A 21,930-nucleotide genomic window follows, 5' to 3' on the forward strand; every position below is an offset into this window, starting at 1 on the left:
CCTCTTGCAAGCCTCCTCTATCGGAACTACTCACACAAAACGAGTGCGGATCCGTGCTTTCGAAACGGGAATTCGCTGGAAACGGAAAGACCTCATGACCGAACCGGAAAACCGCTGCCGTCTTGTGCTCATCGCCCCCGATATCGCCGATGCCGATGAACAGGCAAAGATCGTTGCCGACGCACTGAAAGGCGGCGATGTCGCCTCGGTGATCGTGCCGCAATACGGGCTCGACGACGGCGCCTTTCAAAAACATGCCGAAAAGCTGGTGCCTGTCATTCAGGACGCCGGCGCGGCGGCGCTGATTGCGGGCGACAGTCGCGTGGCGGGACGGGCGAAGGCCGATGGCCTGCATCTTTCCGCCAATGCCGAGGCGCTTTCGGAGGCGATCGACAAACATGCGCCAAAGCTGATCGTCGGCGGCGGCAATGCGGCCGACCGCCACACGGCGCTGGAGATCGGCGAAGTCCGGCCGGACTATATTTTCTTCGGCAAGCTCGATGGCGACATCAAGCCGGAGGCCCATCCGAAGAACCTTGCGCTCGGCGAATGGTGGGCTTCGATGATCGAAATCCCCTGCATCGTCATGGGCGGCACCGATCCAGCCTCGGCGCTCGCCGTTGCCGAAACCGGAGCGGAGTTCGTGGCGCTGCGGCTGGCGGTCTTCGGCGAGCCCGCTCGGGCGCCATCCGTCATTGCCGAAATCAACGCGCTGCTTGACGAAAAAGCGCCACGGTTTGAGGATTGAAATCGCGCTCATGCCGATCCCGCCCGCCCGCCACTTGAAATATCTGCTCGCCAGCATCGCCGTTCTGCTTGCAGCCGGGCCGGATGTCGCCCTGGCGCAGGCAGCCAACAGCGTCATCAGCCAGCCGGTCCCGGCGCCGGCTTCGACCTTTCGCACCGACCGACCTGCCGGTCCCGGCGTGCGACCCTCCGATGGCGTCGGGGTTTTCGACCGGATGGGCGCGAAACTGCCGGACCTGCCGCCGGAGAAGGACTACAAGGGACCGATCGACGAGGCTTACGGCGCTTACCAGCGCGGTTATTACCTGACAGCGATGGACAAGGCGCTGCCGCGCGCCCAACTCGGAGATCCGGCGGCGCAGACGCTGATCGGCGAAATCCTCTCACAGGGTCTCGGCGTCAAGAAGGACGTGAAGAACGCGGCCTTCTGGTATGGCAAGGCGGCCGAAGGCGGCGATCCGGCGGCAATGTTCAAATATGCGTTGATGCTGATGGAAGGCGAAGGCGTGCCGCGCGACAAGGTCAAGGCCGACGACTACATGCGCAAGGCGGCCGAGGCGGGCAACCCTTCGGCCGAATTCAACTGGGCGCAAATCCTCGTGGCCGACAATCCGGGCGAGAAGGGACTGAAGCTGGCGCTGCCATTCTATGAGAAATCGGCCGAGCAGGGCATTGCCGATTCGCAATATGCGGTGGCGCAGCTTTACGCGACGCTGAAAGATCTGCCGGAAGAAAAGAAGCGCCTCGCCCGCGAGTGGATGGCGCGCGCGGCGCGTGCCGGCTTCGACACGGCTCAACTCGATCTCGGCATCTGGCTCGTCAACGGCGTCGGCGGCCCGAAGGATTATGTCAAAGGTTTCGAATGGCTGAAACTTGCCGCCAATGGCGGCAATGTTGCGGCGCAAAACAAGCTCGCCCACCTCTATGTCAATGCCATCGGCACGCCGCCCAATCCGGTCGAGGCGGCGAAATGGTACGTGCTGTCGCGCCGCGCCGGGCTTGCCGATCCGGCGCTCGAGGATTTTTATCTAGGCATCGAGGACGACCAGCAGAAGGCGGCGATCGAGGCCGCCAACAAGTTTCGGCGGCGATAGTCGGAGCGTCGCCGGGGGCGGTTTCAAAAAAGTGCGTCGGCGAAAAGATCCTCGTCGTTTTCCGCTCTAACGGTTTCGGCGGGGGCAGGGGTGGTGTCCTCGGTCGCCGGAATGATGTCGCGATGAATGTTGCGCTCCTGGACCATAGTATAAAGCTTGAAGATCTTCCGGTCGAGCGGCGCGATCGTCTCCGCGAGATCAGAGATATCGGCGAGATCGGCGCCGGCGACGCCTTCCAACACATCGGCGCAACGAGCAAGGACATCGCCAAGTTCATGCTGGAAATCGAGTTTGCCGATCAGCTGGCCGATTTTGGTGGCGACCTCGTGACCGTTCTCGGCAAGTGTTTTCAGTTCGTTTTCCATCAGGTTGGCTGCGGAGCGGATATTGCCGACGGCCGATGTCAGGCTTTCTCCCAAGCCGCCGGCTTCTGTGGCGGCCGCTGGGGCGACACGTCCGGCTGCGGCTTCGAGCGCCGGCAGTCCGTTAACGATGGCGTCAGCGGAATCGTCAAGCTTTCCGGCAAAGATGCGCAGCTCGGCGGTGACGACGTTGATTGACCTACCTTCCTCGCCGAGGCGGCTGCAGCGCAGATTGGTATTCAAAGCCATGTAATGAATATCGGTCTTGACGGTGCGGATATTGGCGATCGCTTCGGAAAGCTTGGCGGCCGTGCCGATCGTCGATTCGCTCACCTGGTCGGCCTGCCGGCTTGCTGTGTCGACCTGCTTGACGATTTCGTGGGCGGCCGAAACGCTGGATTCCAGGGCGCGCATGAAGTTGCCGCCGTTCTCCCCGCTCATCTGGTCCCGCAGTTTTAGAATTTCGCGCATATCGTGATCGAAGCTCGCGATCGTCTTGACGACGTTCTCGGAGTCCCGCTGGAAATTAACGCATATGTCGCTCATTTGCGTCGCTGTCAGATGATGGACGACGTTCTGAAGGCGTTGGCGTGCGCCAGCGTCGAGCTTCGCGCCGTCTCCGCCGGCAAAAAACTCCTCAAGCAGCGAAAAGGTCGCCTGCACATGCTCGATGCGCTGGCGGGTGATGTCGCCGATCTGCAGGGCGGACAGCGTCGAGGCGACCTTGCTCTGGACCCCACGTGCGATCGCGCCAACCTCGCGGGCAATGACGCCGAGATCCTTGCGGTGTTCGGTGATTTTGGCGGCATCGTCACGCAAGGCTCCGGCAACGGCCGGTACGGTATCGGCGTAGCCCTTGGAAACGCTGGCGCCGAAGGCGGCGGCAAGCTTGACCTCTTTCTCAAGGCTGTCGAGATGCGCGGCGAAAAGGTTGACCTCGTCGGTGCCGGAATAGATCCTCTCCAGGATCTCCTGCGCGAAGCCGGCGAATTCGGCAAGGCCAGCGCCGGTGATCTTTACGGTCACGGCAAAGGTTCTGAGATAACGCATCGTCTCTTGCATGTCGGCGACGTGCTTGCGCAGTTCCCTGCCGGTTTGCGCCAGCAAGATGAGCGCCTGCTGGCGTTTTTCTTCGCTGACCGGCAATGCAGTCAGGCCTTCCACCGTGGCACGAAGATCGGCGCTGGTGTCGCTCGCCTCATTGTTGTCGAGTGCCTTGGCGACACTTTCGAGCGAATTCAGCAGGCGATTAAGGACAGCCATCACCGACAGCAGGACCGAGCCGCCCTCGAGAAAACGCTCCTCGACTTGGCTGCGGGCAGATTCCAGGATCTGGGTGATCCCCCGCCCCGATCTGTAGGCTGCAGCGTCAGATGATACCAGAGCGTGTGCCACATTTATACCTTTTTTAAAAACGCAGGCCATTAGACTCTATTTTTACGGGCAGAATGGAAATGCCAGGTAAACACGTCCAGACTCGCCTGCGTTGTGATTAATGAAAGGTGTGAATGAGGGTTGGTACAGTCCTCAGCGAAAAGAGATCAATAAGGGTATGTTTTCACTTTGTTATTTTCTAGGTTTCTAGACATATACAACTTATCCTGGATGAGAATTAGGAGTCGCGGTATGCGCTATACGACAGTTTTATACAACCGCTGTTTACGCTGCATTAACGCTGTCGTGAGAGTCCTCTTAGGGTAGCAAGTATTTCTCGGGCCCAGGAGGCTGCATTGGATACTCAGAGACAATATTGTGAATCTATAGGTTTGCCGGACGCGCTAAACATTCGCAGCATGTCTGAATTACATTCCAAGCTTAGTGAAGCATTTCGTAGTAAGGATGAAATTTTTCTCAGCATCCCCGCTGGGGCCGAAGCTGACCTGAGTTTCATCCAACTTATTGAGGCGGCGCGTCGCCAAGCAAAATCTGATGGAAAGACGTTCAATCTTTCTTCTCCCGCCAGCGGCAATGTTCTGAAGGTGCTTAAGCGCGCCGGTTTCATCGAATCCTTCGATCAAGAGGACTTAAAGTTCTGGTTGCATAAAGAGGTGACGTTATGAGTGCCAACATCCTGACGGTAGACGATTCCGCCAGCATCCGCCTGACCACAAAAGTCACGCTGACCAATGCCGGCTACAGCGTCACCGAAGCGGTCAACGGGGCGGAAGGCCTCACGGCAGCCAAGGGCAGCAGCTTCGATCTGATCGTGACCGATCTCAACATGCCCGTCATGGACGGGCTGACGATGATCGAGGAGCTGCGCAAGCTGCCGGCGCAGGCAGGCGTCCCGATTATCTTTCTGACGACGGAATCGGACGCCGATCTCAAGGCCCGCGCCAAGGCCGCCGGTGCCACCGGCTGGCTGACAAAGCCATTCGACCCGGAGAATCTCGTAAAGATCGTCAAGAAGGTCTTAGGAAGATGAGCACGCTCGATCCCGTTGCCGTATTCCGCATGGAGGCTGCCGAATGCCTCGAAGCGATCGAGGCCGGTCTTCTCGACCTCACTCACCAACTCGACAATAAGGATCTCGTCGACGCGGTATTCCGCGGGCTTCACACGCTTAAGGGATCGGGCGCGATGTTCGGTTTCGAGGCGCTTGCCGCCTTCACCCATCATTGCGAAACCGCCTTCGACCGCGTCCGAAAGGGCGAGGTCGCGGCGACCAGCGAACTCGTCGCCGCCGTTCTCGCTGCCCAGGACCATATGCGTGCCCTCGTGGACCAGCCCGACGCCGATCACGGTGACACTGGGCATAAGCTTCTGACACAGCTGCAGGCTGCGGTCGGCGCCAAGGCTGCCGCGCCTGCCACAGCGACAGCCGCCGTTGCAGCGCCCGTGCAAGAGGCGTCGGCGAAGAAGACGAAGAACGGCTGGCGCATCCGCTTCAGCCTGCCGGCCAATTCGATGGCCAACGGCACCAATCCGCTCGGTCTGCTGGACGAACTGCGCGATCTCGGCGAATCCACCGTGCGCGCCGACACTTCGGCCATTCCGCCCCTCGACGAGCTCACTCCGACGGAACTCTACATTTCCTGGGATGTGACGCTGATGAGCGAGCAGGACCGTTCGGCGATCGACGACGTTTTCATCTTCGTGCTCGACGACATGGAACTGAGCGTTGAGGAGATCGACGGCGCGGCAGCGGCAATGGCTGCTCCGGTCGAGGCAAAGCCGGCGCCTGCCGCTGCCGCCTCAGTATCGTCACTGCCTGTCCCGGCGGTCGCCGTGCAGGAATTTCGTCCCGTCGAAGCGGTCCCCGTCAAGCGTGAGGCGCCAGCAGCCAGCCAGGCGAAGGCTGCCGAAAACGTGCGCGTCCCGGCAGAGCGCTTGGACGAACTGATGGACCGCGTCGGTGAGCTCGTCATCGCGCAATCGCGGCTCAGTCAGCTCGCCAGCGCCAGCACCGATATTGCATTGCGCTCCGTCTCAGAAGAAATCGAACGTCTGTCCGGCGAATTGCGCGACACGATGATGGTGCTGCGGATGGTGCCGGTCGCAACCCTCTTCTCCCGCTTTCGCCGTCTTGTCCACGACCTTGCCCGCGAGACGGGCAAGGTGATCGAGCTGGTGACGGAAGGCGAGACGACCGAGGTCGACAAGACGGTGATCGAGCGGCTGGCCGATCCGCTGGTGCATCTGGTGCGCAACTCGATTGATCATGGCCTTGAAACGCCAGCCGATCGATTGGCCGCCGGCAAGACCGAAGCCGGCACAGTGACGCTCTCTGCCCGCCAGGCCGGCGGCGAAGTGATCATCTCGATCAAGGACGACGGCCGCGGCATCAATCGTGAACGGGTCCGCGCCAAGGCGGAATCCTCCGGCCTGATTCAGCCCGGACAGCCGCTTTCGGACTCAGAGCTGCTGCAACTGATCTTCGCCCCCGGCTTTTCGACGGCGGCGGCGATCACCAATCTCTCCGGTCGCGGCGTCGGCATGGACGTGGTCAAGAAGACCGTCGAAGCGCTGCGCGGTGCGATCGAAATCGTCAGCGTGCCGGGACAGGGTTCGGAAGTGTCACTGCGCATTCCACTGACGCTCGCCATCATCGACGGATTGCTGGTGCGTGTCGGCTCCGGCCGCTACGTCATCCCGCTCTCGGCCGTTGAGGAATGCCTCGAATTGTCGCTCGAGGAGGATCTGCGCTCGCGTGGTCGCAGCTTCATTTCGCTGCGCGACAGCCTGGTGCCGTTCTTGCGCCTGCGCGATCTCTTCCGCACCGGCACGAAACCCGACGTGCATCAGAAGGTCGTCGTCATCTCGACCGGCACGGAGCGCGTCGGCCTCGTCGTCGACCAGATCATCGGCGATCACCAGACGGTCATCAAGTCGATGTCGAAACTGCACAACGACGTGGCGACCTTCTCCGGCGCCACCATTCTAGGCGACGGCAGCGTCGCCCTCATTCTCGACGTCGGGCACCTGGTTGCCGCGGGTCAGCAACAGGAGGCGCAATTGCGGGTAGCAGGATGAGTGCAGCAGCAACAGCCGAACGTTTCGACAATCATTGGAGCTATGCCGAGGAAGTCGAGGTTCTGACTTTCGATCTCAACGGCGAAACTTTCGCGCTGGAGGCGGCCATCGTCCAGGAAATCCTGGATCTGCTTCCGGAGACGGCGGTGCCGGGCAGCCAGCCCTTCGTCGCCAGCGTCATCAACTTCCGCGGCAAGGTCATTCCGCTCGCCGACCTGCGTCTCGCCTTCGGGATGGATGCGGCGGAGGCGACGATCGACAGCCGCTTCATCGTCATCGAAATCGATCTGCAGGGCGAGCCGACGCTCGTCGGCCTCAGAACCGATAAGGTGAACGAGGTAACGACGCTCGCAAAGACCGCGAGCGAGGCGCCTCCGAGCGTCGGCATGCGCTGGCGCGCCGACTACATCAACTGCCTGGTGAAGAGGGATGGAGAGTTCATCATTCTCCCTAATCTGCAGGCGATTTTTTCATCGCGACATGACGCGGCGGGGGCCGTCAATTGACGGCAGATAAATCCAAGAGGGGTTTGGGACGATGAGACTGACAATCAAGACGAAGCTGGTGACGGCGTTCACCTTTATTATTCTCATGTTATTGAGCACTGCCGCTTATGGCATTTTCAGCCTTGGATCACTGAACGATACGATCGGCAATCTTCTTGCCGGCCCGGCAGCCCGCCTCGACCTTGCGCAGCAGATCAACATCGCGCAGCTCGAAGCCATCCGCCAACAGAAGAACCTGCTCACCGCCCGCACTCCAGAAGAAAGTGCCCGTGCGACCGACAAGGGCAACGCGGCTCGCAAGGATTTCAGCGATGCCTTCAACCAGGTTCTGGCGCTTGCCACGGAAGAAGGCAAGGCGCGTTGGGCGCGTATTGCCGAGCTTTCCAAGGCCTTCAACGCAGCCGACGACCAGATCCGCGACTATCTGAAAGCCGGCAATGCGGACGGTGCCAACACTATCTCCATCACGACGGCGCGTGCCGCCGCCAACGATATCGACTCGACACTCGCCGAAATTCTGGCGCTTGAGAAGCAGCGCATGAAGACCGCCGACGCCGATGCCGACGCGCAGTATGCGACGACACGCACGACGATGATCGCCGTCGCTGCCGTGGCACTGCTGATTGCCGCGATTACGGCCTTCTGGATCGCCAGCACGATCAGCAAAGGCCTCGGCCGCGCCAACACCGTGGTTCGCGAAGTGTCCGAAGGCGACCTGACGAAAATGGCCGATATCACCAGCCATGACGAAATCGGCGAGCTGCTGGGCAATGTCAACATCATGATCGAACGACTGCGGGGCGTCGTCGCCGATGCGATCTCGGCTGCCGAGAACGTCTCGTCCGGCAGCCAGGAGCTTTCGGCAAGCTCCGAACAGGTGTCGCAGGGCGCCACAGAACAGGCCGCGTCCGCCGAGGAGGCCTCCGCTTCGATGGAGCAGATGGCCGCCAACATCAAGCAGAATGCCGACAACGCCGCCCAGACCGAAAAGATCGCCCGCCAGTCAGCCAGGGATGCTGAAGCCAGCGGCGAAGCGGTAACGCGCGCTGTCGACGCTATGCGCACGATCGCCCAGAAGATCGGCATCGTGCAGGAAATCGCCCGTCAGACCGATCTGCTGGCCCTCAATGCCGCCGTCGAAGCAGCACGCGCCGGCGAACACGGCAAGGGTTTTGCGGTGGTCGCCTCGGAAGTGCGCAAGCTTGCCGAACGCAGCCAGTCGGCGGCAGCCGAAATCAGCTCGATGTCGAGCGATACCGTCAAGGCCGCCGCTGATGCCGGCGAGATGCTCGGCCGCCTGGTGCCCGACATCCGCAAGACGGCGGAACTGGTTTCCGAGATCAGCGCCGCCTGCCGCGAGCAGGATATCGGTGCGGCTCAGATCAACGAAGCGATCCAGCAGCTCGACAAGGTAACGCAGCAGAACGCCGGCGCCTCGGAGCAGATGTCGGCAACTTCCGAAGAGCTCGCCTCCCAGGCGGAAGAACTGCAGACCTCGATCGCCTTCTTCAAGGTCGATATGGCGGGTGGGCGCCGCGATCGCACACCGGCCGCCAAGCTGACGGTGCGCAGCCCGGCTCCTGCCGCCCGCAAGCCGGCGACAAAGAAGTCGGCCGCCAACAGCGTTGCCGGCCAGCAGGCCCGCGTGAAGGGCTTTGCGCTCGACATGTCGATGGGCGGCCCTGACGCCGGCGACGACGATTTCAGGGAGAGCGCATGACGCTTCCCTGGGAATAGCGCATGACGTTCCCCAGGGATGGCGTGCTTTCCCTCGCAACTGTCGTGGGCCAGCCAGCACGGCCCGCGACGCATAACTCCGCCGCTCGAGGGCGGTGGACGCCAATTCCTTTTACCTGCTTTTCGCCTGCCGGAATTTCTTTGCTGCATGACGCCGCGCGCCCGGTCCACATTGTTCCTTCGCTCTCAGAGAGGGATATTGAGATGCGTATTACGATCAAACTTAAACTCGCAGCCGCATTCGGTTTCGTCATACTGTTGCTGGTGGGGAGCGCGATTTATGGAATCATCAGCCTCGGCTCGCTGAACGATGCTGTCGGCAGCCTCATCTCCGGTCCGGCAAAAAGACTGGAGTTGGCTCTGGAAGCCCAGACGGCCGAACTCAATGCTGTTCGCTGGCAGAAGAACGCCCTACTGGAGATGAATCCTGAAACGGTGATCAGGGACTATCAGAAGTCGGCCAAGAGCACGGACGAGATGCTCGCCTTCGCGACAAGCGGTCAACAGCTCGCAACCGCGGAGGGCAAGCCCACCTGGGACAGGCTGATCGAGCTGGCCAAACGCTTCAGTGAAGGGTCCGCTAAGGTCGCCGCCATCCAGGAAAGTGGTGACAGGGCAGGGGCCAACGCACTTTCGTCAGGAGAGGTTCGTGCTGTCGTCGTGGAACTGGAAGAAGTGTTCGACACGCTCGTCAGGCTGCAGCAGAAGGCCATGACGCAGGCCGATAACGACACCGACGTCCTCTATAGCACCACCAAGAACATGCTGATCGGCATCGCACTCGGTGCATCCCTCATCGGCTTCGCGGCCGCATTGTGGATCGCTCTCGGCGTCAACAGCGGCCTGAGCAAGATCATGCACGTTGCCAATGCCGTCGCCGCCGGCGACCTGAACCAGAAGGTCGAGATCAAGAGCAACGACGAGATCAGGGATCTCGTCGATACAATCAACGTCATGACCTCTAATCTTCGAGCCACCGCCGAGATCGCTATGCAAATCGCCGGCGGCGACCTGACGGTCTCGCCGAAGCCGCTCTCGGAGAAGGATACGCTTGGTATCGCGCTGGAACAGATGGTCGAACGGCTTCGCGGCATCGTTGCCGATGCGATCTCGGCCGCTGAAAATGTTTCGGCCGGCAGCCAGGAGCTGTCGGCAAGTTCCGAGCAGGTCTCGCAGGGGGCTACGGAACAGGCCGCTTCCGCCGAAGAGGCTTCCGCCTCGATGGAGGAAATGGCCTCGAACATCAAGCAGAATGCCGACAATGCCGCGCAGACGGAAAAGATCGCGCGTCAATCCGCCAAGGATGCGGAAGCCAGCGGCGAAGCCGTATGCCGCGCGGTCGATGCCATGCGCACGATCGCCGAGAAGATCGGTATCGTCCAAGAAATCGCCCGGCAGACCGACCTCTTGGCTCTCAACGCTGCCGTCGAAGCCGCTCGTGCGGGTGAACATGGCAAGGGCTTTGCGGTCGTAGCCTCCGAGGTGCGCAAGCTTGCCGAACGCAGCCAGTCGGCGGCAGCCGAAATCAGCGCCATGTCGAGCGATACCGTAACGGCGGCTCAGGAAGCCGGCGACATGCTCGGGCGCCTGGTGCCCGACATTCGCAAGACGGCGGAACTGGTCTCCGAAATCAGCGCGGCCTGCCGCGAGCAGGATATCGGTGCGGCGCAGATCAACGAAGCGATCCAGCTGCTCGACAAGGTGACGCAGCAGAATGCCGGCGCCTCCGAAGAAATGTCGTCAACCTCGGAAGAGCTTGCCGCCCAGGCGGAAGAACTGCAGGCTTCGATTGCCTTCTTCAAGGTCGATATGACCGGCAACGGCAAGGCGGCGACCGGTCGCCATGGACGCGCTGCTGCGGTCAAGATGACGGCGCGCAGCCCGGCTGCGGCCGCGGTGCGCAAGCCTGCCGGCAAGGCGGCCGCCGCTAACAGCATCGCAGGCCAGCAGGCCCGCGCGAAGGGCTTTGCCCTCGATATGTCGATGGGCGGTCCCGATGATGGAGACGCCGAATTCAAGGAAAGCGCATGATCATGGCCACTACATCTCTGGAAGCGCAATTCGTGACCTTCAGCCTCGGCGAGGAGATTTTCGCCGTGCCGGTTGAGGTCGTTCGGGAAATCCTCGACTATGCGGAAGCCTTCAAGATTCCGAATGGTCCCGACTATCTGCTCGGCCTGCGCGACGTGCGCGGGCAAGGTGTGCCGACCATCGATCTTCGATTGAAGCTCGGCATGACCAAGACCGTGCCGACGCCGCACACACGGGTGCTGGTCCTCGACGTACCGATGGAGAGTCGGCTCCTGACGCTGGGCCTCGTCGCCGACCGCGTCTTCGAGGTCACGCCGTTCCGGCGCGACCAGATCGAGGCGGCGCCCGACATCGGCGTGCGCTGGCGCTCGGACTATATTGCCGGCGTCGTTCGCCGTGAAAACGGCTTCGTCGTCATCATCGATCTTGCACGGCTCTTGTCGCGCGAGGATGCTTCTGCACTGCAATCGGCGGCCTGACCGCGCGTCAACCCGGAGAAACGCGTTCCATGAGTATGCCAGCAGCGGTCGAAACCCAATTGCCCGGCGACCGGATCAGCAAGCGCAATTTCGACAAGCTTGCCCGGTTCATTTACGATTATAGCGGCATCAAGATGCCGCCGACAAAGCTGACGATGCTTGAAGGGCGGCTGAGACGCCGCCTTCGCGCGACCAACCACTCGACCTTCGACGATTACTGCGACTTCCTGTTCAATAACGACGGCCTCGCCCAGGAAACCGTATACCTGATCGATGTGGTGACGACGAACAAGACCGACTTCTTCCGCGAAGCAAAGCATTTCGACTATCTGCAGAGCGTCGCGCTGCCGGCGATCGTCAATTGCGGCGTGCGGACCATCCGCGCCTGGAGCTCGGCTTGCTCGACGGGAGCAGAACCCTACACGATGGCGATGGTGCTGGCCGAGTTCACCGAAGGTCGCAACGATGTCTCCTACAGCGTGCTGGCAACCGACCTTTCCACAGACGTGTTGCAGACCGCGCGCCGGGGCATCTATCCGGAAGATCTGATTGCGCCCGTGCCGCGCGACCTGCAGCGCAAATATGTGCTGACAGCCAAGCAGCCCAATCGGCGGGAAGTGCGCATCACGCCGAAGCTGCGCAGCAAGATTGGCTTTGCCCGCATGAATCTCATGGATGAAAAATATCCGATCGGCGACTCGATGAACGTCATCTTCTGCCGCAACGTGCTCATCTATTTCGACAAGCAGACTCAAGCGGGCGTGCTCAGCCGTCTCTGTGATTGCCTGGCGAAGGGCGGCTATATGTTCATCGGTCATTCCGAATCGATCACCGGCTTCGACCTGCCGCTGAAGCAGGTCTCGAACACGGTGTTTCAGCGTATCTAGAGGCATTCATGCGCAAGAAAATCCGGGTTCTCATCATCGACGATTCCGCCAGCGTCCGGCAGACGCTGGCTCATGTGCTGGAGCAGGATCCTGATATCGAGATCATGGCAGTGGCGTCCGATCCTTTCGTGGCGGCGCGAAGGCTGCAGGAGGAGATTCCCGACGTTATCACGCTGGACGTGGAGATGCCGCGCATGGACGGCATCACTTTCCTGCGCAAACTGATGTCGCAGCGGCCGATCCCGGTAGTGATGTGTTCGTCGCTGACGGAAGCGGGCTCGGAAACGCTAATCCAGGCGCTGGAGGCGGGCGCCGTCGACGTCATTCTGAAGTCGAAGATCGGCGCCGCCGACGGTCTTGCCGATGATGCGATGCGCATTCGCGAAGTCGTCAAGAGCGCCTCGCACGCGCGACTTTCCATCGCGCGCCGTGCCGCCGGAACCATTCGTTCCGCTTCCGCTGAGGGACCAGCCAAGAAGCTTACGGCCGATGCCATGCTGCCGCCGCCAACGGGCCGCGCCATGGCGAAGACGACGGAGATGGTCGTCTGCGTCGGCGCCTCTACCGGCGGAACCGAAGCGTTGCGCGAATTCCTGGAGGAGCTGCCGGCCAATGCGCCCGGCATGGTGATCGTCCAGCATATGCCGGAGAAATTCACCGCCGCCTTCGCCAAGCGCCTGAACGGGCTCTGCGAGGTCGAGGTCAAGGAGGCCGCCGACGGCGATCCGGTGCTGCGCGGCCATGTGCTGATCGCGCCCGGTGACAAGCACACTCTGCTCGAACGCCAGGGTGCGCGCTATTATGTGAGCGTGAAGACCGGGCCGCTGGTCTCCCGCCACCGGCCTTCCGTCGATGTGCTCTTCCGTTCGGCGGCGCGTTCGGCCGGCTCCAACGCCATGGGGATCATCATGACCGGTATGGGCGACGACGGTGCGCGCGGCATGCTGGAGATGCATGAAGCCGGCGCCTACACCGTGGCGCAGGACGAGGCGAGTTCGGTTGTCTTCGGCATGCCGAAGGAGGCGATTGCCAGGGGCGGGGTCAACCGCATTCTGCCGCTCGATCAGATCGCCCGCGAAGTCCTGATAACGCAACAGAAGTTCTGAGGGCGGTTCCAGTTCCGTTGGGCAAATAAAGCGGGCGCTTTTCAGGCCGGCGGGCAGCCATGCGTGCCTCCCCTTGAAATTTCCGCGATTTTGTGGTCTTGAGGCCGCCAATCTTTGCAGCGCTGCCTGTCATGCATGTTCAGGGACATTTCCCGCCCCTGGCAGCGCGCGTCCCGTATCAGTCCCAAGGAAATGCGCCGATGGCCCGCTCAGCTCTTCTCAATGTCATGGTTCAGGCTGCTCTCAAGGCAGGAAAATCGCTGGGGCGTGATTTCGGCGAAGTGCAGAACCTGCAGGTTTCGGTGAGGGGGCCGGGCGATTTCGTTTCCGCCGCCGACCGCAAGGCCGAGAAGATCGTCAGGGAAGAGCTGATGAAGGCGCGTCCGACCTATGGCTTCCTCGCCGAGGAGAGCGAGGAGATCAAGGGCACTGACGGCGCGCATCGCTGGATCGTCGATCCGCTCGACGGCACCACCAACTTCCTGCACGGCATCCCGGCCTTCGCGGTTTCGATCGCCCTCGAACGCAACGGCGAGATCGTTGCGGCCGTAGTCTTCAATCCGGCGACCGACGAGCTTTATACTGCGGAGCGCGGCGGCGGCGCCTTCCTCAACGACCGGCGCCTGCGCGTCGCCGCGCGCCGCGTGCTGTCGGATTGCGTCATCGGCTGCGGCGTGCCGGCGCTCGGCAAACGCAACCACGGCAAATTCCTGGTCGAGCTTCGCCACGTGATGGGCGAAGTGGCGGGCATTCGCCGCCTGGGCTCGCCGACGCTTGATCTCGCCTATGTCGCCGCCGGACGTTTTGATGGTTTCTGGGAGGCGGAGCTTGCACCCTGGGACATGGCGGCCGGTATCCTGCTCATCCGCGAAGCCGGCGGCTTTGCCAGCGATTGGGACGGCGGAGCGGCCATTCTAGAGGGTGGCGCGATCGTCGCCGGCAACGAACACATCCACAAGGCGCTGGTCGAGGTTATCAAGCGACCGATTCCCGCCAAGTAGGTGAAGGAAAACGCGGCTGTTGTAAAGTCACGGTTTTCGCCTCCAGATACTTCAATTCGGCACAATGTTGCTCTAGTCTCCGCCAGCAATGAGTTCGGAGGCTGCTGAACCTATGGAAAATGTGAATGTGGCGGAGCTCGGCTCCACCGAAAAGACGCCGGGCGGTTATGCCTACAGGCTTTCGAGCCCCATGCCCTTCCTCTGGACGATGCTGCTTTTCCTCGTCATCGTCGGGTTCATTGCCGCCATCCTTTTCCGGCAGACGCAGACCGCCTTCATGCACAATCCGGGCCTCAACGGCCTGATCGTTGGCGTTCTCGCGGTCGGCATCATCCTTGTTTTCAGTCACGTGCTAGCGCTTCGCCCCGAAGTGCGCTGGTTCAACTCCTTCCGCGCCGCCGGCAGCGCCGACAAGGTCAACCGCAATCCGCGGCTTTTGGCGCCGATGCGGGCACTGATCGGCAATCGCAAGACCTCGTTGGCGCTATCGACGACGGCGCTGCGTTCGATCCTCGATTCGATCGCGACCCGCCTCGATGAATCGCGCGACGTCTCGCGCTACCTGATCGGCCTCCTGGTGTTCCTCGGCCTGCTCGGCACGTTCTGGGGCCTCATCGGCACGATCGGTTCGATCAGCGGCGTCATCCAATCGCTCGATGCCAGCTCGAACGGCACCGGGGACGTGCTTTCGGCACTGAAGGAAGGGCTGTCCACGCCGCTTTCGGGCATGGGCCAGGCCTTCTCGTCGTCACTGCTCGGCCTTTCCGGTTCGCTCATTCTCGGCTTCCTCGACCTGCAGGCCGGCCGCGCGCAGAACCGCTTCTACATGGAGCTGGAGAACTGGCTTTCCTCGGTTACCGATGTCGGTTCCGATCTTGCGCCGGCGCTCGACGCCGTGTCCGGCTCGTCCTCGGAGGACATGCGTGCGCTCTCCGAATATCTGCGCAAGGCCTCCGAAGAGGGGGGCGTCGGCAGCCAGCGCTCGGTCGCCGCCATGGCGAGCCTTGCCGAAGGCATCCAGGGGCTCGTCAAGAACATGCGCAACGAGCAGCAGATGCTGCGCGACTGGATCGAGGCACAGCAGGACGAGGCCAAAGCAATGCGCCGGACGCTCGACCGGCTGGCCGAACGCATCGGCCTGCAGGAGCGGGCCGGTGACAAGGCCGAACGCCACCGCGACCGCGCAAGCCACACAGAGAAGAGCGAGGGCAAGTAAGCCATGGCTCTTGCCCGCAACCGCCGCCGCGAACGCACGGTCGACTATTGGCCGGGTTTCGTCGATGCGCTATCGACGCTGCTGATCTCGATCATGTTCGTGCTGACGGTCTTCGTCGTCGGGCAGTTCATTCTCAGCCGCGAGATTACAGGGCGAGACGAGGTGCTCAATCGCCTCAACAGCCAGATCAACGAGCTGACGCAGCTTCTCGCGCTCGAAAAAGGCAGCAATCAGGATCTCCAGGACTCGGTCGCCAACCTGCAGGCTTCGCTTGCTAACGCCGAAGGCGAGCGCTCGCGGCTCCAGGCGCTGCTGAATGCCGGTTCAGGTGGCCAGGACGCGGCGCAGAAGCGGATCGGTGCGATGACGCACGAGCTCGACGAGCAGAAGCAGGTGAGCCAACGGGCCCTCAGCCAGGTCGAGCTGCTGAACCAGCAGATATCAGCACTTCGCAGTCAGATCGCCGCCGTCGAAGCGGCCCTTCAAGCGTCTGAGGAGAAGGATCGGGTCTCGCAGACCAAGATCGCCGATCTCGGCAGCCGCCTGAACGTGGCGCTTGCCGCTCGCGTGCAGGAGTTGAACCGTTACCGCTCCGATTTCTTCGGCCGCTTGCGCGAGATCCTTTCGAACCGCGAGAATATCCGCATCGTCGGCGACCGATTTGTCTTCCAATCGGAAGTGCTGTTTCCCTCGGGCGGCGCCGATCTCAATCCGGAGGGGCAGACGGAGATGGCAAAGCTTGCGACCGCCCTGCTCGACCTCGCCAAGGAAATTCCCCCGGAAATCAACTGGGTGCTGCGTGTCGACGGCCATACCGACAACGTGCCGCTGGGCGGAACGGGCCGCTATCGCGACAATTGGGAGCTTTCCTCGGCGCGCGCGACGTCGGTCGTCAAGTTCCTGATCGGCCAAGGCGTGCCGGCCGACCGGCTCGTTGCCGCCGGCTTCGGCGAGTTCCAGCCGATCGCGCCCGGCGATTCGCCGGACGCGCGCGCCACCAACCGTCGCATCGAGTTGAAGCTGACCGAGAAATAATCAGCTTGATATTGTCCGCCGCGACTCCTCGAGCCTCTCGGCGAGAAAGGCGCGAACGGCGGGACTGTCGCTGAGTCCAATCGCTATCACGTAAGAGTCAGCCGCGGCGGTATTTTCGCCGGCCCGTGCCAGAAGAAAGGCACGCACGGCCCAGTAGGGCTGATAGGCCGCGATGGCGCGCGGATCGATCCGGTCGAGCCGGTCGAGGCCTTCGGCGGCGCTTGAGGCCCTGCCGATCACCGCCGCCTCGGCGACGCGGGCGCCGAGCGTCGGCTTCATCAGCAGCAGCGCGGCATAGAGCGTCGTCAGCGCCTGCCAGTCGGTCGTCCCGGAAAGCCGGCGCGCCGCATGCACGGATTGAATTGCCGCCTGACACTGAAAAGGGCCGAAACGCTCGAAGCTCCCAGCCTTGCGCAGCAGCGCGTCTGCCTCGGCGATCATGTTCGCGTTCCAGACCGCCGTATCCTGCTCGTCCAGCGGCACATATCGACCATCGCCGCGGCGTCGGGCCTTACGGCGGGCTTCGCAGTGAAGCATCAGTGAGAGGAGGCCGATCGCTTCCGGCTCGTCCGGCAGCACCGTCAGAAGCGCCCGGCCGAGCCAGATCGCTTCGGCGGCAAGCGACTGGTGCGCCTCCTCGCCGTCAAGGCCATCCCATCCGATGCCATAGGCGGCGTAGATCGCCGAAAGCACGGCGGCCAGCCGCTCCGGCAGGGTGGGCCGAGGCGGAACGGTGAAGGGAATACCGGCATCGCGGATCTTCGTCTTGGCCCGCACCAGCCGCTGGCTTGTCGCTTGCGGCGAAGCGACGAAGGCCTGTGCGATAGTTTTCGCCTCGATGCCGAGAACCGTCTGCAGCATCAGCGCCGTATGCACGGAGCTGTCGATGGCAGGGTGGGTACAGGCAAAGAGCAGCTTCAGCCGCTCATCGGGAAAAACGGAATTGCCGGCCTCGTTCATGCGCTCCTCCGCTTCCTCAAGGGCGAGCGATATCGTCGTTCGTGCGTTAGCCTCGACGGTGCGGTGGCGGGCCGCCTGCATGAGGTTGCGCCGTGCGGCGACCAGCAGCCAGGCTTCGGGATTGACAGGAATGCCGCGCTCCGGCCAGACGCGCAAGGCCGAAGCCAGCGCCTCCGACAATGCGTCTTCCGCCGCCGGCACGTCACGCGAGCGGGCGGCGAGAAAGGCGATCAGCTTGCCATAGGACTGACGCGCCACCTGTTCGGCAGCGCGTCGGGCATCGGCGGACATTCCCGTCTCACATCTGCAGGCGCGGGCGCACCTCGACCGAACCCTTGTCGGAGATCGGAACGCGGGTCGCCCATTCCAGCGCGGTGTCGATATCGGGGACCTCGATCAGATAGAAGCCGCCGAGCTGTTCCTTGCCTTCCGGATAGGGACCGTCCTGGACATCGTGATCCTCGCCTTTGCGGCGCAAGATCGTGCCGGTCTCGGGGGCAGTCAGGCCGGCGCCGCCAGTCATGATTCCTGCCTGCGCGAGCGCCTTGCTGTAGGCGACCCAACCGTCGCGATAGGCAGGATCGCTGCGGCGGGCGAAATCTTCGGGGGCTTCGCGAATGATGAGAGCATATTGCATGGAAAACTCCTGATCTCGTTGTTGGCGTTGCTCCAGGCAGGCCGACGAAAGCCGTTATGCCTGGTGGAGCGGCTCTGCCGTTCCGAGACAATGAGGCGCGACCGGTGGTCGTTTCGACATGGCTTTGACAAATACTTGAAAAAGAAACGGCGCCGGAATTAGGTGAGCCAAGCTCAGAGGGCGCCAGCGCCGCCCAAGGCGTGAATGAAAGCAGGGCGGCGCTCACGCCGCCCGTGCCGTGGTGCTCAGGCTTCTGCCTTCGTCTGATCGACGACATCGGCGCCGGGCGAGTTCTTCTTGATGGATTCGATGGCACTCATGGCCGAGGCCTTCGCCTTGTAGCCTTCGGACAGGAACATGGTTTCCCCGTTCGATGCCTTGAAGCGGAAGCGGAATTCGCCTGATTTATCCTTGTAAACTTCGAATTTGTACATGGATGTCTCCCGAAACGCTGAATTGTACCATCAGCATTGAGAGGCTAGATCAAAATGGCGAGCTTTTCCACTACCTTGGGAATTGAGATGCCTAAGCCTCTCCTGGTGTGATCGAGTCATCCTGTGGACGCGGCTTGCCGCGTCCCATCGTCACCAATCCCTTGGGCGCAAGCGGATGGATATCCGGTAGGATGCCGCCGTCATTCCATCTGGATGTTCGCGTCCCTGACGACCGGCCCCCATTTGGCGAGCTCGGCTTTCACATGCGCTGCGAGTTCCTCCGGGGTCGAGCCGACAATGGTGGCGCTGAACTCCTTCATCCGCTCGGCAACGGCGGGGTCGGCGAGCGCCTTCTTGGCTGCGGCATTGAGGCGCATTACCACCTCGTTCGGCGTCTTTGCCGGCGCGAAGAGTGCGTTCCAGGTATAGGTCTCATAACCTGGAATGCCGGATTCCGCGACCGTCGGCACGTCGGGGAAGGAGGGTGCGCGCTCAGCCGTCGTCACTGCCAGCGCCCTCAGCGTGCCCCCCTTGATGTGGCTAGATGAGGAGGGCAGGTTGTCGAACATGATCGGCACCTGGTTGCCGATGACATCGTTCAAAGCCGGGCCGGCGCCCTTATAGGGGATATGCTGCATGCTGACGCCGGCCATGGATTTGAAGAGTTCGCCGGAAAGATGCAGCGGCGTGCCGTTGCCTGACGAAGCGTAACTGTATTTGTCGGGTTCCGCCTTCAGCAGCGTGATCAATTCCGGCACTGTCTTTACCGGCAATTCCGGATTGACGACCAGCACGTTCGGCACGACGACGAGCAGCGAGATCGGCGCGAAATCCTTCTCGGGATCATAGGGGGTCGATTTGAGGATCAGCGGATTGAGGGCGTGGGTCGCGACCGTGCCCATCAGGATGGTGTAGCCGTCGGGGTCGGCGCGGGCGACGTTGCCGGCGCCGAGATTGCCGCCGGCGCCGGCGACGTTCTGGACGATCACCTGCTGGCCGAGATCTTCCGACATCTTCTGCGCGACGATGCGGGCGACGACATCGGTCGAGCCGCCGGCGGCGAAGGGCACGACCATGGTGATCGCACGATCCGGAAAATCCGCGGCAACGGAAGCCGTGCCGAGACCGAGCGTCGCAGCCAGGCCGAAAACGAGCGCAAGGCCCGTGCGTCGCGTCATGTTGGAAAGCGCCATTCCTATCTCCTCCCACGATTTCAACAGCAACCCCCTACCCGGGGAATGAAGAGGGTAGGGCAGGAGGCGGGAAAGACAACCGCGAGAAAGTGTAGGAGAGGTCAGACTTTAGTTGCTGTCCTGGGAAAAGCGGATGCCGGTCATTTCGCGGAAGCGAGTACGTCCTCGTTGGCGGCGTCGAACTGCAGCCGGGCGAGGCGCGCATAGATGCCGCCGTGGCGGATGAGGCTCTGATGCGTGCCCTCCTCGACGACGCGGCCCTGATCCATGACGAGGATGCGGTCGGCCTTCAGGACGGTGGCGAGGCGATGGGCGATGACGAGCGTCGTGCGGCCGTCGACCAAGCCGTCGAGCGCCTTCTGCACCAGGGTCTCGCTTTCGGCGTCAAGGGCAGACGTCGCCTCGTCGAGCAGCAATACGGGCGCGTTCTTCAGGATGGCGCGAGCAATGGCGATGCGCTGCCGCTGGCCGCCCGAGAGGGTGACGCCGCGTTCGCCGACCTCGGTCTCATAGCCGCTTTCCAGCCGGGCGATGAACTCGTCGGCCTGGGCGGCAAGCGCTGCGGCGCGGACCTCCTCACGCGAGGCACCGGGGCGGCCGAAGGCGATGTTGTCATGGATCGAAGCGGCAAAGATGGTGACATCCTGCGGCACGATGGCAATGCGCCGGCGCAACTCGTCCGGTGTCGTCAGCCGGGCGTCGACACCGTCGATCGTCACGCTGCCCTGTTGCGGATCGTAGAAGCGTAGCAGCAGCGAAAAGACGGTGCTCTTGCCGGCACCGGAGGGGCCGACGATGGCGACGGTTTCGCCCGGTGCGATGGCGAAGTTCAAGCCATGCAGCGCCGATTTGCCGGGACGTGAGGGATAGGCGAAATGCACGTTGGAAAATTCGACGCGGCCGCGGCTGGGCGAGGGCAGGGCTTCGGGGCTGGCAGGGGCGGCGATCGGCGAGACCTCGTCGAGAAGCTCGGTCAGACGGTCGGCAGCGCCGGCCGCCTGCGAGAGTTCGCCCCAGACCTCCGACAGTGCGCCAAGCGATCCGGCCGAAATCACGGCATAGAGCAGGAACTGACCGAGCGTGCCGGCCGAAAGCGTGCCGGCAAGCACGCTGTGGGCGCCGACCCAGAGCACGGCGACGACGCTGCCGAAGATCAGCGTGATGGCTATGCCGGTCAGCAAGGCGCGCGAGCGGATGGCGGCGCGGGCGGCCTCATAGGCGGATTCAACGGCGCCGCCGTAGCGCGTCGCTGCGGCATCTTCGCCGTTGAAGGCCTGGACCGTGCGGGTTGCGGCGATCGTCTCGTTGGCAAAGGCGGACGCTTCGGCAAGCGTGTCCTGCGCGGCGCGGGAGCGCCTGCGCACCGAGCGGCCGAAGGCAACGAGCGGGAAGACGATCAGCGGGATCGCCCCGATGACGAGGCTGGAAAGCTTCGGCGAGGTGACGACCATCATGCCTATGGCGCCGAGACAGAGGATGAGGTTCCTGAGCGCCACGGAAGCAGTGGCGCCGACGGCAGACTTGATCTGCGTCGTATCGGCCGTCAGACGCGAGATGATTTCGCCGGACTGATTGACGTCGAAGAAGGAGGGCGACAGCCGCGTCACATGGGCAAAGACATCACGGCGAAGATCGGCAACGATGCGTTCGCCGATGGTAATGACGAAATAATAGCGCAGCGCGCTGGCGATCGCGAGCACGATGGCCATGACCATCAGCATGGCGAAGTAGCTGTTGATGAAGCGGCCGTCCGACTGGGTGAAGCCGTGATCGATCATGCGGCGCACGGCGAGCGGCAGCGCCAGCGAGGTGACGGCAGCAAGCGTCAGCGAAATCAGCGCCCCGGCCACCAGGCCGCGATAGCGCATGAGATAAGGCGTCAGTCTGCCGAGCGGCCGCAACGACCGCCTTTTGTTTTCTTCAGCCCGTCCCTGTTCTGCCAAATCATCTCCGATCGCCTGAGGACCCGCTAATGCGGCCTGTTGGCTCTTGTTATCCCGGCGTCCTTCATGTATAGGCACGCCATCCTAAT

The 21,930-nt window shown here is 62.4% G+C and carries 20 protein-coding genes; 14 read left to right on the forward strand and 6 right to left on the reverse strand.

Features of this window, described 5'->3' with window-relative positions; translation table 11 throughout:
* Nucleotides 1-94: 94 nt before the first annotated feature.
* Together GGI60_RS19890 and GGI60_RS19895 are read left to right on the forward strand one after the other, a co-directional pair.
* A complete protein-coding gene (locus GGI60_RS19890; RefSeq protein WP_183918021.1) occupies nt 95-748 on the forward strand; it encodes a thiamine phosphate synthase in 654 nt (217 codons plus the stop codon).
* Between the two features lie 10 nt (nt 749-758).
* Nucleotides 759-1,841, forward strand: a complete 1,083-nt coding sequence (locus GGI60_RS19895) for a tetratricopeptide repeat protein (RefSeq protein WP_183918022.1) — start codon at nt 759-761, stop codon at nt 1,839-1,841.
* A 23-nt stretch (nt 1,842-1,864) separates the two neighbouring features.
* Here GGI60_RS19895 and GGI60_RS19900 read toward each other — a convergent pair whose 3' ends face one another.
* Nucleotides 1,865-3,598, reverse strand: a complete 1,734-nt coding sequence (locus GGI60_RS19900) for a chemotaxis protein (RefSeq protein ID WP_183918024.1) — start codon at nt 3,596-3,598, stop codon at nt 1,865-1,867.
* A 335-nt stretch (nt 3,599-3,933) separates the two neighbouring features.
* Here GGI60_RS19900 and GGI60_RS19905 point away from each other — a divergent pair, with 335 nt between their 5' ends.
* The 12 genes from GGI60_RS19905 to GGI60_RS19960 all read left to right on the forward strand — a co-directional run bounded on the left by GGI60_RS19905 (nt 3,934) and on the right by GGI60_RS19960 (nt 16,674).
* Nucleotides 3,934-4,263 (forward strand): STAS domain-containing protein, encoded by a 330-nt coding sequence (locus GGI60_RS19905; protein ID WP_183918026.1) that lies wholly within the window; start codon nt 3,934-3,936, stop codon nt 4,261-4,263.
* Nucleotides 4,260-4,628, forward strand: coding sequence for a response regulator (locus GGI60_RS19910; protein ID WP_183918028.1), 369 nt, complete (start codon nt 4,260-4,262; stop codon nt 4,626-4,628). The genes GGI60_RS19905 and GGI60_RS19910 overlap by 4 nt, the downstream gene beginning before the upstream one ends.
* A complete protein-coding gene (locus GGI60_RS19915; RefSeq protein WP_183918030.1) occupies nt 4,625-6,676 on the forward strand; it encodes a chemotaxis protein CheA in 2,052 nt (683 codons plus the stop codon). The genes GGI60_RS19910 and GGI60_RS19915 overlap by 4 nt, the downstream gene beginning before the upstream one ends.
* Nucleotides 6,673-7,182, forward strand: a complete 510-nt coding sequence (locus GGI60_RS19920) for a chemotaxis protein CheW (protein WP_183918032.1) — start codon at nt 6,673-6,675, stop codon at nt 7,180-7,182. Before GGI60_RS19915 ends, GGI60_RS19920 begins: the two co-directional genes overlap by 4 nt.
* A 31-nt stretch (nt 7,183-7,213) precedes the next feature.
* Nucleotides 7,214-8,902: a methyl-accepting chemotaxis protein gene (locus GGI60_RS19925; RefSeq protein WP_183918034.1), complete on the forward strand. Its 1,689-nt coding sequence runs from the start codon at nt 7,214-7,216 to the stop codon at nt 8,900-8,902.
* 221 nt (nt 8,903-9,123) lie between these two features.
* On the forward strand, nt 9,124-10,950 hold the full coding sequence (locus GGI60_RS19930) for a methyl-accepting chemotaxis protein (RefSeq protein WP_183918036.1): 1,827 nt from the start codon (nt 9,124-9,126) through the stop codon (nt 10,948-10,950).
* Nucleotides 10,947-11,429 (forward strand): chemotaxis protein CheW, encoded by a 483-nt coding sequence (locus tag GGI60_RS19935; RefSeq protein ID WP_171049239.1) that lies wholly within the window; start codon nt 10,947-10,949, stop codon nt 11,427-11,429. The genes GGI60_RS19930 and GGI60_RS19935 overlap by 4 nt, the downstream gene beginning before the upstream one ends.
* A gap of 29 nt (nt 11,430-11,458) precedes the next feature.
* Complete coding sequence (locus GGI60_RS19940; protein WP_183918038.1) at nt 11,459-12,316, forward strand: protein-glutamate O-methyltransferase CheR; 858 nt, start codon at nt 11,459-11,461, stop codon at nt 12,314-12,316.
* A gap of 8 nt (nt 12,317-12,324) precedes the next feature.
* Nucleotides 12,325-13,422, forward strand: coding sequence for a chemotaxis response regulator protein-glutamate methylesterase (locus tag GGI60_RS19945; RefSeq protein WP_183918040.1), 1,098 nt, complete (start codon nt 12,325-12,327; stop codon nt 13,420-13,422).
* Nucleotides 13,423-13,622: 200 nt separating this feature from the next.
* The gene (locus GGI60_RS19950; RefSeq protein WP_183918042.1) at nt 13,623-14,423 is read left to right on the forward strand and encodes an inositol monophosphatase family protein; all 801 of its coding nucleotides are present in this window, start codon (nt 13,623-13,625) and stop codon (nt 14,421-14,423) included.
* Between the two features lie 112 nt (nt 14,424-14,535).
* Nucleotides 14,536-15,639: a MotA/TolQ/ExbB proton channel family protein gene (locus GGI60_RS19955; RefSeq protein WP_183918044.1), complete on the forward strand. Its 1,104-nt coding sequence runs from the start codon at nt 14,536-14,538 to the stop codon at nt 15,637-15,639.
* 3 nt (nt 15,640-15,642) lie between these two features.
* A complete protein-coding gene (locus GGI60_RS19960; RefSeq protein ID WP_183918046.1) occupies nt 15,643-16,674 on the forward strand; it encodes a peptidoglycan -binding protein in 1,032 nt (343 codons plus the stop codon).
* Here the strand turns inward: GGI60_RS19960 and GGI60_RS19965 are convergent, their stop codons facing one another.
* From GGI60_RS19965 to GGI60_RS19985, 5 genes are all read right to left on the reverse strand, one after another.
* A complete protein-coding gene (locus tag GGI60_RS19965; RefSeq protein WP_183918048.1) occupies nt 16,675-17,925 on the reverse strand; it encodes an RNA polymerase sigma factor in 1,251 nt (416 codons plus the stop codon).
* 7 nt (nt 17,926-17,932) lie between these two features.
* Complete coding sequence (locus tag GGI60_RS19970) at nt 17,933-18,271, reverse strand: YciI family protein (protein WP_097664136.1); 339 nt, start codon at nt 18,269-18,271, stop codon at nt 17,933-17,935.
* Nucleotides 18,272-18,516: 245 nt separating this feature from the next.
* On the reverse strand, nt 18,517-18,705 hold the full coding sequence (locus GGI60_RS19975) for a YegP family protein (protein ID WP_097603990.1): 189 nt from the start codon (nt 18,703-18,705) through the stop codon (nt 18,517-18,519).
* A 200-nt stretch (nt 18,706-18,905) separates the two neighbouring features.
* Nucleotides 18,906-19,898, reverse strand: a complete 993-nt coding sequence (locus GGI60_RS19980) for a Bug family tripartite tricarboxylate transporter substrate binding protein (RefSeq protein WP_183918050.1) — start codon at nt 19,896-19,898, stop codon at nt 18,906-18,908.
* A 140-nt stretch (nt 19,899-20,038) separates the two neighbouring features.
* A complete protein-coding gene (locus GGI60_RS19985; RefSeq protein WP_183918052.1) occupies nt 20,039-21,841 on the reverse strand; it encodes an ABC transporter transmembrane domain-containing protein in 1,803 nt (600 codons plus the stop codon).
* Between the last annotated feature and the right edge of the window lie 89 nt (nt 21,842-21,930).

The sequence above is a fragment of the Rhizobium lentis genome (assembly GCF_014200175.1).
In the GTDB taxonomy this organism is placed as follows: domain Bacteria; phylum Pseudomonadota; class Alphaproteobacteria; order Rhizobiales; family Rhizobiaceae; genus Rhizobium; species Rhizobium mulingense.